Source organism: Alteribacter salitolerans, from assembly GCF_016901055.1.
GTDB classification, from domain to species: Bacteria; Bacillota; Bacilli; order Bacillales; family Salisediminibacteriaceae; genus Alteribacter; species Alteribacter keqinensis.
Map to the genome: position 1 here is coordinate 392261 of NZ_JAFEUX010000001.1, position 13175 is coordinate 405435.

At 42.9% G+C, this 13175-nt stretch carries 16 protein-coding genes; 4 read left to right on the top strand and 12 right to left on the bottom strand.

The genetic code is table 11. The features are described from left to right. Positions 1-8 precede the first annotated feature (8 nt). From JSY36_RS01840 to JSY36_RS01875, 8 genes are all read right to left on the bottom strand, one after another. Positions 9-893, bottom strand: coding sequence for a 5'-3' exonuclease (locus tag JSY36_RS01840; RefSeq protein ID WP_205165008.1), 885 nt, complete (start codon positions 891-893; stop codon positions 9-11). Positions 894-954: 61 nt separating this feature from the next. Further along, entirely contained in the window at positions 955-1719 is a 765-nt protein-coding gene (locus tag JSY36_RS01845; protein ID WP_205165009.1) for a class I SAM-dependent methyltransferase, read from the bottom strand. Continuing rightward, on the bottom strand, positions 1720-2265 hold the full coding sequence (locus JSY36_RS01850; protein WP_205165010.1) for a histidine phosphatase family protein: 546 nt from the start codon (positions 2263-2265) through the stop codon (positions 1720-1722). Further along, positions 2262-2813, bottom strand: coding sequence for a GNAT family N-acetyltransferase (locus JSY36_RS01855; protein WP_205165011.1), 552 nt, complete (start codon positions 2811-2813; stop codon positions 2262-2264). The genes JSY36_RS01850 and JSY36_RS01855 overlap by 4 nt, the downstream gene beginning before the upstream one ends. A 14-nt stretch (positions 2814-2827) precedes the next feature. Then, entirely contained in the window at positions 2828-3526 is a 699-nt protein-coding gene (locus JSY36_RS01860) for a TMEM164-related integral membrane acyltransferase (protein WP_205165012.1), read from the bottom strand. Positions 3527-3540: 14 nt separating this feature from the next. After that, positions 3541-4476 carry a serine hydrolase domain-containing protein gene (locus JSY36_RS01865; protein WP_205165013.1) on the bottom strand — a complete coding sequence of 312 codons (936 nt, stop codon included), beginning with the start codon at positions 4474-4476 and terminating at the stop codon, positions 3541-3543. Positions 4477-4655: 179 nt separating this feature from the next. Next, complete coding sequence (locus JSY36_RS01870; protein WP_205165014.1) at positions 4656-5558, bottom strand: cation diffusion facilitator family transporter; 903 nt, start codon at positions 5556-5558, stop codon at positions 4656-4658. 37 nt (positions 5559-5595) lie between these two features. Continuing rightward, positions 5596-6648: a C45 family autoproteolytic acyltransferase/hydrolase gene (locus tag JSY36_RS01875; protein WP_205165015.1), complete on the bottom strand. Its 1053-nt coding sequence runs from the start codon at positions 6646-6648 to the stop codon at positions 5596-5598. Positions 6649-6823: 175 nt separating this feature from the next. Between JSY36_RS01875 and JSY36_RS01880 the strand changes: the two genes are divergently transcribed. The 3 genes from JSY36_RS01880 (at position 6824) to JSY36_RS01890 (ending at position 9601) form a co-directional block, all read left to right on the top strand. Further along, on the top strand, positions 6824-7501 hold the full coding sequence (locus JSY36_RS01880; RefSeq protein WP_205165016.1) for a superoxide dismutase family protein: 678 nt from the start codon (positions 6824-6826) through the stop codon (positions 7499-7501). 201 nt (positions 7502-7702) lie between these two features. Then, a complete protein-coding gene (locus JSY36_RS01885) occupies positions 7703-8215 on the top strand; it encodes a hypothetical protein (RefSeq protein ID WP_205165017.1) in 513 nt (170 codons plus the stop codon). A gap of 243 nt (positions 8216-8458) precedes the next feature. Further along, positions 8459-9601, top strand: a complete 1143-nt coding sequence (locus tag JSY36_RS01890) for a M20 family metallopeptidase (RefSeq protein WP_205165192.1) — start codon at positions 8459-8461, stop codon at positions 9599-9601. 91 nt (positions 9602-9692) lie between these two features. On the opposite strand, the gene cbpA is transcribed toward JSY36_RS01890, so the two are convergent. From cbpA to JSY36_RS01910, 4 genes are all read right to left on the bottom strand, one after another. After that, positions 9693-10346, bottom strand: a complete 654-nt coding sequence (gene cbpA, locus JSY36_RS01895) for a cyclic di-AMP binding protein CbpA (protein WP_205165018.1) — start codon at positions 10344-10346, stop codon at positions 9693-9695. Between the two features lie 211 nt (positions 10347-10557). Next, positions 10558-11118: a hypothetical protein gene (locus JSY36_RS01900; RefSeq protein WP_205165019.1), complete on the bottom strand. Its 561-nt coding sequence runs from the start codon at positions 11116-11118 to the stop codon at positions 10558-10560. An 83-nt stretch (positions 11119-11201) separates the two neighbouring features. Further along, complete coding sequence (locus JSY36_RS01905; protein ID WP_205165020.1) at positions 11202-11699, bottom strand: L,D-transpeptidase family protein; 498 nt, start codon at positions 11697-11699, stop codon at positions 11202-11204. Between the two features lie 76 nt (positions 11700-11775). Next, positions 11776-12198 carry an organic hydroperoxide resistance protein gene (locus JSY36_RS01910; RefSeq protein WP_205165021.1) on the bottom strand — a complete coding sequence of 141 codons (423 nt, stop codon included), beginning with the start codon at positions 12196-12198 and terminating at the stop codon, positions 11776-11778. 136 nt (positions 12199-12334) lie between these two features. On the opposite strand from JSY36_RS01910, the gene JSY36_RS01915 reads away from it, so the two are divergent. Beyond that, positions 12335-13138: a LysM peptidoglycan-binding domain-containing protein gene (locus JSY36_RS01915; RefSeq protein WP_205165022.1), complete on the top strand. Its 804-nt coding sequence runs from the start codon at positions 12335-12337 to the stop codon at positions 13136-13138. Positions 13139-13175 lie beyond the last annotated feature (37 nt).

Genomic DNA, 13175 nt, shown 5'->3' on the forward strand with positions numbered 1-13175 from the left:
CTCCTCTTTTATATGGATAAACGAATCCTTACTTCTTTATCATTCAGTTCAGATAAGATCGTCTCTTTTGAAAGAGATAATTCCAATTCATCAAATAAGAAGTCTTCAAGAGCTTCAATTTCGCAAATGATCTGGGAAAGCTCCTTACTCACATACGTTGTCTCTTTTCCAGCAGCGAGCTTTTTCTTGTAACGGTTATATTTTTTATCCAGTTCTTCAATCTTTTCATATACGGCGTCAATGGAACCGTATTCCTGAATGAGGGGAAGGGCGGATTTCTCTCCGATTCCCGGACACCCTGGAATGTTGTCACTGCGATCACCCAGAAGTGCCTTCACATCAACCCACTGGCTCGATTGAATACCAAACTCTTCTTCAAAAAGTGCGTGGGTATAGACAATTTCTTCTTTTTTCCGGTTAATAATCTGTGAGACGGTTGGACCCAGCAGCTGAAAAAGGTCACGGTCATTACTGTAGATAAAGCAGTGACCTTCCTCCTCCTCTGCCCATTTAACAGCGAGAGTACCAATGACATCATCTGCTTCATAAGCAGGAACAGTAAGCTGGGCAATTCCCATTCCTTCAAGCATGTGAGTCAGTGTTTCATACTGTTCTATCAGAGGTTCCGGTAAGTCTGTCCTTTGAGATTTATAGAATTCGTGAGCCTGGCTCCTTGTTGTTTCATCTCTTTTAACATCCCAGGCCACAGCTGTATGGGTAATCCCGTGCTCCTCAATGAGATTAAACAGCTTTTGAAAAAATACGCGAAGAGCATTTGTATAAACACCCTGGCTGTTTTTCAACTGTTCTTCTGACCGGCCGTAACTTGTTGCAAAATATCCCCTGCTGAGAAGATTAAATCCATCAATTAATAATAGCGTTTTCTGTGGCATCGTATTACTCCTTTAATTCATTCCTTATTTCATATGTTTTTATTGTAACATGGAACAAATCTTACGCATTCTCTGCTTTTTCACACACCACAATCATATTGGTAGAATGCTTTGTAAGAGGCGATTCATCCCAGTCTCCGTAGACCGCAGTTAAAGAAAATCCGTTTGTTTCAAGGACACGTTTCATTTCCTGCGGATACACATAACGTAGTTTAATTCTATCGGTATCCACCAGACGTTCATCTATGAATGTTTTTGATTCACAGTAAAGGATCTGCTCAACAGGATCATAACTCTCAGTTGAAGTATAAGTGATCTGAGAATCTCCTTCTCTTTTATGTATCGTTTCCGTTGATTCCGCAGATATAAGTTCGCCTGCCTGTGGAAAGCGTGTGCCGAATACAAACATCCCACCTTTTACAAGGTGTGCTTTAACGCTTTGAAGAAGACGGTCCTGAGTATCGTTTGTAAGAAAGTGTTGAAAAGAGTTTCCGGTCATATAGATAAAATCTGTCTGCACAGGTAAAGACAGACTGCAACAGTCCTGTTCAAAAAAATGGACTGTGAGGTTTTCAGCCTCCGCTTTCTCTTTTGCCCGGCTCAGCATTCCCGGGTGGATATCTACTCCCATCAGCGAAATTCCGTTCTCAGCCAGAGGAAGGGTGACCCTTCCTGTTCCGCAGGCCAGGTCAATGACAGGCCCTTCTTTTCCGGCAGCCCATTTTTTAAAAAAATGAATATCCTCAACATATTTATCATTTTTTTCGTCATACCCTTCAGGGTTTTCGTATGGCTGCAGGTTGTCTTTATAGACGTTGTTTCTCATTTATAGATCTCCTTCATGCTTTATCGTTATTCTTTCTTGATCAAAGGTAAGTACAAACAAGTCAGGATTTCTTAGAGCTTTCCAATCTTCAAACCCAATTTTCCTGTCGTAATAGTGAAGGATTAGGGAAAGCAGGTTTCCGTGAGTGACAACCGCAAAGCTGTCCCCCTTCCCATTTACAATGGATTCGATTGCTTCCAGCCCTCTTTGTTGAGCTGTCCGGCTCGATTCTCCTCCATCAAATGTTAAGTCGTGATCAATAAATGTGTTTTTCAGCTTTTCAAACCAGTCGGGCATATCCTTAGAAGACAGCTTCCTTTCTTGTAATCTCTTATCAGTATGTATGGGCTTGTTTTTTAGTAAAGAAAGAGGTTTAGCTGTATTGACTGCCCTTTTCCATGTGCTTGTTATTATTTTGTCTATATTACGGTATGTGAAATATTTCTTTAGCTGCTCTGCCTGCTCTGTTCCTTTTTTGGTTAACTCTGCGTCAGGCCATTGTCCTTCTGCTTCACAATGACGGATGAGATAGATGGTTTTTGTCATATTTCACTCCCGAGATACTCGTCCCGGAGGATGGAGTAGACAGCCGTATCATAAAAGCGCTCTCCATCAAAGTCAGTCTGCCTGAGAATACCGTCACAATGGAATCCGTTTTTCTCAAGAAGCCGTCTGGAACCCTGATTTTCTATAAATATATCTCCTGCAATTCTGTTTAATTTCATTTCTTTTAACCCAAAAGAAAGGACACAGGGCAGGATTTGTGTCATTACTCCACTGTTTTGATAAACCGGGGAAAGTACGGCATTCATCTCTGCCTTCTGATGCCACTTATGAATTTTGTGAAAGCGAAACAAACCGGCTGCTTCATTATGATTCGTCGGCCTGATTATCCAGGACGCCTCCTTACCCTTCTTCATCAGACTGATCATCGTATCCAGTTTTTGATCCATCTGTTCCAGGGACGTTACCGGGTGGGGCGTAATATACTTCATTGTTTCTTTGTCTTTGAATATAGGAAATAGATCAACGGAATCTTCGGGTTTTACTTTTGTAAGTAAAAAATCGGCAGTTTTAAGGTCAGGTATATTCAAGCAGACACCTCATTTTATCGTTTTTTAAAAATAAACCAGATAAGTGAAAAAAGAACGAAGGCAACAGCCTGCAGGCTGAGGATGTACCACGGGTGCGGTCCCAGATAATCAAGGAGGCTTCCTCCAGCGGGTTTTTCAGACAGGAACCAGTAATTTCCGTTTACACTGTGGTTAATCCAGATGATTACAGGAAGCAGAATATTCAGAAACAGAAGAGCTTTAAGGACGCTTAAAAACCGCGGCCTGTAGTTGTGAATAACCACAAAGTATACGGATACCCAGATGATCAGAATGTGGGTATAAAAGAAATGGACGAAACGGAAATGAGGAAACCCATAGGAAAGGACAGGAGTCACAATCGCCTGAAGAGCACCTGCTATTCCTATAAACAAAACAAGAGAGTGAATGGCCCTGTGCCGTGTGAGCATCAGGACAATCACGAATACGAGGCTGATATTACAGAGCTCAAGAGGCAGAGCGTGACTCTGCCCCCACTGCCCTGTTGTAATCAGCCACCCATAGTAGGCAGTTTCAAACAGCAGCAAGGAAACCGCAGCAACAATCTCATATTTTCTTAAACGCCGGTTCTTTATTTTACCCTTCAGCACGTAAATAACGGCAATTCCCAGGAAAAGAATAACAATCATTAGCAGATGTTCGGCAGAAAACATAGAGAACGGAGTTTGTGAGTTATTTCCTGTAAACCAGTTCACTTGCTTCTCCCCCCTTACTTTTTAAAGCCATTCAGCAGGTGGCGGGTAAACAGGGTAAAGGGCTTCACACCTTCTTTACGTGAATAGTCACTGGTAAACACACAGACCATCTTCCTGTCGGGAACAACAAAGATATACTTCCCGCCGCTTCCGGCGGCATAATAAAAATAAGGAAGTCTTTTCGTTTCCGGGTTCACCCACCAGTGGTATCCGTAACGCTGATTTCCCATATTCGTTCTGGTCTTTCCTTCTGTTGAAGTACGGACCCACTCTTCGTTTAGTACAGCTTTGCCCCCGAAACGGCCGTTGTATAAATAAAGAGAACCGAATGCAAGTAAGTCCGACGGCTTCATTTCCAATCCGAACCCGCCGGTGGAAACGCCTTTGGGATCCTTGTCCCAGACTGCGTCTTTAATGTTCAGCTTTGTGAAAAGATATTTTGCGCCAAATTCCTCTGCTGACATGGACGTTCGTTTCTGAACAGCTGCACTTAACAGGTGGGAGTTGGCGCATACATAATTAAACTTCGTACCCGGTTTGTCTTTGAGAGGCTGGTCGAAGATATAGTCTGTCCAGTCCCCCGATTCGATCATAGGCTTATTACCGGCCCAGTCAATTCCCGATCTCATTGTAAGTAAGTCTTCGATCGTCAGCTCTTTGTATCTTTCCGGCAGATCACCGGTTTCAAAAATCCTGGAAAGAGGTTCATTGACGCTTTTGAAAAAGCCGTGATCAAGAGCCAGCCCTACTGCAGCTGAAAGGATACTTTTTGTGATGGAATTGACTTTCCGCGCCGTTTCCATATCTCCTTGCTCCCGCTCATATGTAAAGACGAGCTGATCTTCTATTAAAACCGAACATGTGTGGACGGGGTCATGACGTAGTTCTTTATGAAGTGCCTCCTCTTTTTTCCCGTCTAAAGAAACTGAGGCTGCTGAAAATCGTTTCATTCTCTCATCTCCTCTATTACCATTATACACCAGAAACAAAAATGTTTTTAAGGGATACCGGCAGCAGGACTCATCATTTTTCATTATGGCCTGTTGTTTTTACTGCTTTACACACCAATGAGGGAACACCATAAAGCTTGCCGGCATTACCCCGTAAGTCGTAAGGAAAAGAGGACGTGTTATAAAGCCCATTTACGGTCACTTGTAAACGAGATTGTAAGCCACTTCGTATAGGGAATGTCAATTAAACATTCATAAAACTCTTCGCGTATACGATCCTGGTCGTTAATTGACGGTTCCCATTTGTCTGTATCCACAATGAAATCCACTTCAATAAAGAGCTTACTCCCCACTTTTGATACTCGTAAAATACTTTCATCAAATCCGTACTTTTCCTTAATGTGACTGCTCGTTTTCTCAATTTCAGTCTGAATCCCTTTTTCCGGAGCCATTTCAAGCACTTCTTTTACCTGTTCCTTAATCGACAGCAACGGGACTTTCACAAAGTATCCTGAAACGAGCATAACCATTAACGGATCTATATAAGGTGTGACGTGGGCAAATGGCGTCATCGTCATGAACCAGGCTGCCAAAAAACCAATCATGACAGCAAAGCTTAAATAAATATCCATCATCCATTGATTTGCTTCTGCTGCAACAAAACCGGAATTCAGCGATTTCTTCTGCTTATTGAGATACAAAAATACCACATAGCATCCTATCGTAGCCAAAAGTGCATATAAAACCGCCATCCCTGGCTCGACCATGCGTCCTCCTGATAACAGATCCGCTGCTGCAGAAGAGAAAGCATACATACACAGCAGAAGAATGACTGTATATTTAGACAAAATAACGATCGGCTCCAGCATCTCTTTTCCAAAAGGAAACCGCTTAAAATCATTCTTTTGAATATACGCTGCCGATAATAAGGAAAAAAACGATAGTGCAACACTGATTAATGAATACAGGCCGTCAAATAATATCATTTGAGAGTTCCCGGCTACCCCCCAGACGATGGCCACGATTGCAAAGATCAGTGCTCCGTAAACAGAGACTTTTAGAACCTGCTTTTCGTTTTGCATGTTTTCACCTCAGTAATTGAGTACTTATTTGTTTTTTCTACTTTCTCTCCAGATGAAACACAGGTGGGGCACCAGGGAGTGTACCATTCATTTTTTTCAGCATACTGTCTCTTCCTTTTAACCAGCCGGAAAATGAAACGGTCACAGGTTCTCCGTTCACCCCGACTCCGATATGAACAGCTTGATTTACAGTATCGTACACCGCTGTATGAATCGTTCCCGACCAGTTGGCGTATTCTCTTTTTGCTATGTTGTATTTTTCGTGATTCAGATAATAAAAGAGCTGCTTAGCTGCCGGTTTCCCTTGTGCCAGGGTGTTAAGAGACCTGAGCCTTGATTCTGACTCTTCGGTACGGTGCCGGTTCTCCTCACGTTTAATAGAAAAATGATTCGTGCATCCCACTCTTCCTTCCGGCTGGAACGCTACTCCTTTAGAAGAGGCCTCTACGACTGCGGTGTTTTTATCAGCATCTGCCAGTGAATAGTTAAAGGCATGACGGTGTGGAATTTCCTTAATCATATCCTTTGCTTCTTCAACCGTGGCACACTGATTTAATAGAAAGCGTGCTATCGTTGTGCAGATAAACCCTTCTCCCGGCCTGATCCGGTTCACAAAGTGGTAGCCTACAGCCAGTCCCTTTTCGTTCATACCATCCATCCGCCCGATCATCCTTTGGGCAAAGCCGATGGAACTGTAGCCTTTTGTTTGCTCCGGCTGCCAGAAAACAAATCTTCCATCGTAGGTTTTTGGGTGATAATCGTAATTTCTTCCATATATCCCATCGACCATGAACGTGGAGCAGCCGGATTTTTTCCAGTCCTGCTGGTATCCTCCGTATTCGTGAAGAGTATCTTCAAGGGACCATCCGAGACCTTCGGAAAGTCCCTCCATTTCTTCCCAAAGTTCAGGGGCCAGCTCCATAAACCATCTTTTAGCCTCATGCAGAACCGTATTGTAGGATCTTATCGACTTGCTCCGCCGTTTTACATGAGCAGCATATAATGGCATCTCTTTTAGTTTTTGTCCTTGCTTGTATCCAAATTCGTAAGGTGAGCCTCGTCCCTGGATTACATCAACCTGTATTTTCATGTCAGCCCCCTGTTCTTTTTCCACTTCTAATAGTACATTTTATCCTTTTGTACCGAAAGCAAAAACGCCTCTTTAAAAAACTGTCTGGTTGTCCGGAAGAGACCAGGTTTATATTCTGCACTGATTGACTACCCTGCTAACGTAGTGGATTCAATTTAAAAAGGAAGTGACAGCGATGAAAAAATTTCTTTTTGCAGTTTTGCTGACTTCAATTGCTGCATCGGGATGTGCAGGGGAAAACCAGTCATCCCAAACAAACGAAGAAGGCGGATACGTTAACAATCAGTCAGTGATGGATCATGGAATTCATTCTGATCACAGTCCGGCAGTGGAGACATTTGCAGGCGGGGCCCACGATATCGGTGAACTCCAGGCGAAAGCAGAATTAAAAAATACAGCAGATGAACCAGTTGGATCTGTTTCCTTCTTTGCTTTAGACGAGCAGGTGATTGTCAAGGCCGAAGTGAAAAATCTCGAGCCGGGATTTCACGGGTTTCATATTCATGAAAACGGGGTTTGTGAAGCTGATGCAGAAGAAGGGCCATTCAGGAGTGCTGGTGGTCATTACAATCCAGCTGTAAAACCTCATGATCATCACGCCGGGGATATGCCGCCGATATATGTTACTGAAAACAAAACAGGTTACCTCGTGGCCAAACTTGACCGCTTTACTCCCGCGCAGCTCATTGAAGATGATGTTGCAGTAATTGTTCACGAAGATGCAGATAATTTTGCAAACATACCGGACCGCTACCAGTCTTCAGAACAAAATGAACCGGGACCGGATGTGCAGACACTTAAAACCGGAGACGCAGGAGACCGCGCCGCGTGCGGCGTAGTCACAAAACCATAAATTGTGCGGGGTCTGTCCCCGCACAATTTTCTGTTTGAGGTTGACAGCTTTTCCAGCATGTAATCAGATGATTATTTTCAGCATTTTCTAACGTTTGAAATCTCCCGCTCAATCTAGTAAAATACGAAAACTGTAGGACTTTTTACATGACGGCTAATTTTTGAAGATAGATTATCAATACTTACTGACGGGGAGGATCTTATGCTGCTTCTTCAGGATGATAAAACAAAATCAAAAGATGAACTTATTCAGGAAAAATCCGATCTGGAATTTCAAATGTTCAGAATGCAGGAAAACATAAAAGAAATCGCAAAAAAATGGGATATTTTAGGTATTGACCAGACAAAAGAAGATAACTGGGTCATCATTTACTCAAGTGATGACAAAAATACGTGCAAAATAATGCTGAACGACTGCTCTGCTCCTTTTCGCGGTAAATGGGACTTCTCAATTCACGCTCAATACACCGACGACAATACCATTCAAATTGATGATATAAGAGGAGAAGAAAATCGCGGCTACGGAACCGTCTGCATGAACCACCTGAAAGAATATGCACAAAAAAACAACGTGCAGTATATTAAAGGAAATCTTGTAAAACGGGACTGGGATCATATCGACCGCCTCGTGCATTTCTACAAGAAGCACTATTTTCACGTGAATGTATCAAAAAAAGAAAAACAAGGTACAATCATCTGGCAGCCCGCCATTTAATAGAGTCCCGCCATGCCACAATTTCACACAAAATTGTGCGGGGACAGCCCCCCTTTTTGGAACGGATTTTGCTTATGTTCTTAAAAAGGGGGGCTTCTGCATCTTCTTATCCCTGAAAAAAAACTCCCTCTCTTTTCTTCCGCCTTTTCATTTATCCTGGATCATTATAAAATAGCAGCAGACTGCTTCAGGTAGAAAACGAGAGGAGAAATAAAATTGTACATAGAGAAACTGTTTGAAACAATGGACAAATTAAAGAATAGAATGTTTGAAATCAGCCAGTTTATCGGAAATAACCCGGAACTTGGGAATGAGGAATTCAAAGCCTGTGAGATACTTTCTGAAACATTGCGGGAACACAATTTTATAGTTAACACTAATATTGTCGGTCAGCCTACAGCCTTTGAAGCTGTATATGAAAGCGGCCGTCCCGGACCAAATGTGGCATTTATGAGCGAATATGATGCTTTGCCGGAGATTGGACATGCCTGCGGGCACAACCTCATCGGCACAATGGGAGCCGCTGCCGGAATTGCATTAAGCAAATTTATACATGAGACAGGCGGAAAAGTGTTTGTCTACGGTACACCTGCGGAGGAAACACGGGGTGCAAAGGTAACGATGGCTGAAGAAGGTGTTTTTGACCACCTGGACGCTGCCATTATGTCTCATCCGAGCAGCAGCTACCGGGAAAGCGGAAGTTCTCTTGCCATGGATGCCATTGAGTATGCTTTCACAGGCAAAACCGCTCACGCAGCAGCTGCACCTGAAGAAGGCATTAACGCTCTTGATGCTGTTATCCAAACCTTTAACAGTATTAATGCCCTGCGGCAACACGTAACTTCTGATGTACGGATTCACGGTGTTATTCCTGAAGGCGGAAAAGCGGCAAATGTGGTTCCCGATTATGCAACAGCACATTTTTATGTAAGGGCATCTACCCGCTCTGCTGTTAACAAAGTGGTTGAAAAAGTGAATAACTGCGCAAAAGGCGCAGCACTCGCGACCGGAGCAGATCTTTCCATATCCAATTACGAGTTCTCCTATGACAACATGATTACTAACGAGTCTCTTTCCACAACCTTTACTGAGAGTCTTGTCTCCCTCGGTGTAGACAGGGATGAAATAAAAGAGAAAAAAGGTGGCGGATCTCTTGACATGGGTAATGTAAGTCACATGGTTCCATCTATACATCCTTATGTTAAATTCAGTGACACACATATTATTGGTCATACGCGGGAGTTCAGAGATGCCGCACTCAGCAAAGAGGGATTTGAAGGCATGTTTATCGGAGCTAAAGCTATGGCACTTACAGGACTGAAGGTATTAACCGACAGAAGCCTTCTTGACTCGATTAAAAATGAATTCGAAAATACGAAGAAATAACCAAAAAAGATCAGCAAGGCATTTTTGCCTTGCTGATCTTTTTTTTGCCCTCAGTCAGGACCGCGTCGAATTAGTCCTACTTCTATTTCTACTACTGCTTTCCTTCACCAGCCAAGGATTTTTCGTTTTCAATATGAATGATTCGGAAGTGATTATTCTCGAGATGGCGTACTATTTTCTCCAATTCATCCTCTGTCGTTTCGTTTGGCAGGGTTACCACACAGCGACGCATAAATGTGCGGTCACTATCCAGAGTAATGAAGCTTCTGATATCTGTTACCTTTGAAAGAGTTGCAGCGATATCCTGTAAAGAACCTTTATACTCTTCCATTGAAAGGGTAAGAGCGTAACTGCTGTGCCCTACAGCCCATGCGTTCTCCAGAATATCAAGAATTTTGCCGTGTGTCAGGATTCCTTTAAACTTCTTGTCTTCATCAATAACAGCAAGATAGGGAACCTGACGGATTGTAAAAAATACACTGAAAAATGACGCTTTCTCGTCAACTGCTTTATCTTTGTCGGATAAAAGGGTAGTGATAGGCGCTGCCGGATCGAGATTGTCTCTGTAAAGGTATTCATAGAGGTGGGTTTTATAAATGTTACCGAGGAATTCCTCTTCTGATGATAAAACCGGCACACACCTGAAACCAGTCTGCTGGATGAAATCAAGCGCCTCTTTAATATTCATTGTTTCATCGAGTGCTTTTACATCTCTTTTGTGTAGGTAATGGGATTTAATCTGCATCTTCATCGTCTCCTTCATTTGTAGCATCTTCTGTTATATTCAACAAAAGAGACAGTATTTCCTGCATACAACCTTGCTGGTACAGCTATTATGATTTTTATTGATGCTCCTGTATTGCTGCTTCTTTTATCTGGCGTTATAAATGAAGATGAAGTGTTGTGGATATTGCTTTCACCTGAGAAAGCAGTAAGCTATGCTGAAACAGACTTAATTAAACAGCAGATTCTTTCTCCTTTTCTACCCTCACATACCTCTCATCATAAGAGTTTATATTAAGGGACTCAAAAATGAAATCGATATTCAGCCCCAGGTCGGACGACAGCATTACTTTAGCCAGATCGATTGCTGTTGTTGTATCATCGTAATGGGAAACCTCCACCCTGACTTTCACAGAATAGTTGACCCCCAGTTTAAACTGCACATCAACGTTCATAAATTCCCCTTCATTAAGTTCGGAAAAATCCCTTTTATCTACGAGGCGTTTTTCATCTGCTTTACGCCACTGCTTCCTGATAATATCCTGAATGGTTTCTTCTGTGAACTCACCTACGATTTCACAGTGTTGATCTTCCCTGTCTTTAACGATGATTCTCAAAAAACCATTACTCCATATCCAGCAATGGGAAAACTGGCCGCTTCGGTCCAGCTTGTTTTCTTCTTGCTCATCCTCGTGGTCATATAAATGACTCAGGCAGTGAAAGCCCATGTCATTGAGTTCCTTTGTCGTTTTTATCTGTTTGAGCATTGGCTCTACTTCTACATAATCCGTCATCCTAAACACTCCTATAAAATGTGTTACAGGTATATACCCTTACACGAGTGTTCATACTCATTTAAATCTGTATTCATACCGGGTTACGGCCTAATGCTTACCCTTGTTCCATTCGGTACAACCGAACCAAGCTCCAGTACATCTTCATTAAACATTCTTACACACCCGCGTGAGACAGCCTGGCCAATCGAGGCCGGGTTATTTGTACCGTGGATACCGTAACCTTTCTTTGATAAGGAAAGCCACAAAGCCCCGAAAGGCCCCCCTGGGTTTGGCTCCCTGTTTACGATGATAAACTCTCCTGTCGGTGTATCAAACAGCATCCGTCCTACTGCAATCGGATACACACTTACCTGCACGCCATTTTCCAATAATGTAAGTGTCCGTTGAGATATAGAAACGATTATAGAATAAGGAATCAGATCCGGGTCAGGAACCCCCGGTATGATTACAGCCTGACCGATATAAATGAGATTAGGATCAGGCAGCGCGTTTGCCTGAAGGATAACCTGGTAGGGTATACGGTAATCTTCAGAAATAGAAAAGAGGGTTTCTCCCGGCCTGACAATGTGCTGATACATAAAGAACCTCCTGCACATACGTTTTATTACTAACGTATGTGCAGGAGGTTCTGTTTAATTCTTGTTTAAATCAGGATCAGCCTGCAGTAACATTTAACGATACATCAATGTTGTTCCTCGTGGCTTTGGAATATGGACAAAAATCGTGGGCTTTATGAGCGAGATCTTCAGCTTCCTCCTGGGAAACACCTTGAATCGAAACTTCCAGATTCACACCAAGCTTGAACCCGTCGTCCGAAGGGTCCTTTAAGAGTGACACTTCCGCTGTTATTTTTGAATCAATCTCTTTTTCTGCTTTTGACGCGATTAAGTTAAGGGCCCCGTCAAAGCAGGCTGCGTAACCTGCAGCAAACAACTCTTCCGGATTAGTGCCTTCTGTTGTTGCATTATCTCCTTTAGGCATAACAAGATTATGGTCCACAACACCACTCACTGATTTAACGTGACCTTCACGGCCGCCTTCTGCTGTTGCTTTAGAAGTAAACATAACATCTGCCATCTGGAATCCACTCCTTCTAATAATTGTCCACAGAGTATATCTTTACTTTTTCATAGGATTTTAAACCACTTTTCTTAAAGAAGTGTCTTTTTACAAACTCAAAAGCATATCATTATCAGAGCAGGAGGTGTTTTTTATGGCTATTCTTGATGGAACGCACAGTATTCATACAGTACAGGCTGGTGATACCCTTTACTCCCTGGCATTACGGTACGAAAGTGATGTGGAGGATATCATTAAAGCCAACGCTCTATACCCTCCATTCACAGAACAATACACAATCTTCCCGGGTGAAAAACTCATAATTCCAAAACGCTATCCCGACCGGAGCGTGACCCTTTATACCGTTTCAGAGGGAGAGACTCTTGGGGCCATCAGCAAAAGATTTGGAACAACTCCTGATCTTATTGCCGGTATGAATGATACCATTCAAAACCCGGATTTCATTTATCCTTATCAGCAAGTATCCATTCCCGCAGTTATCTATGTAATTGAGGAGGGCGACTCCCTATTTACAATTTCTCACTCCCTTGGTGTTTCTCTGCAAAAAGTTCTGACTGCCAATCAGTTTCGCACCGGGATCTCACCTGATCTGATCTATGAAGGAACCTTCCTGATCATCCCGTTACCTACATCCGGAAATATTGTCGTTTTCGAACCAAGACCCGGGGCCCCGTTTAATGACGGCGGTATTATCAGCGGTCTCGCCAGGGCATTTGAAGCCAATGTCCTTTATCGGCTTGTAGACCAGAATGACAAAACGGTTTCCGGCGAGCGTTTTACAACGGCTGCACTCGCAGGGCCCGCATATGGTTCTTTCGTAGCGAGTGTTCCTTTTGACAACCTGCCTACTTCAGATACCGGAACTCTCTGGGTATACACAAGAAGTGCCGAAGACGGTTCTGTTCAGGACCTGGTCAAATTAAAAGTCTCATTTTAGTCAAATCTTTTTAACAATGTAATCTCAACAGAGAGGA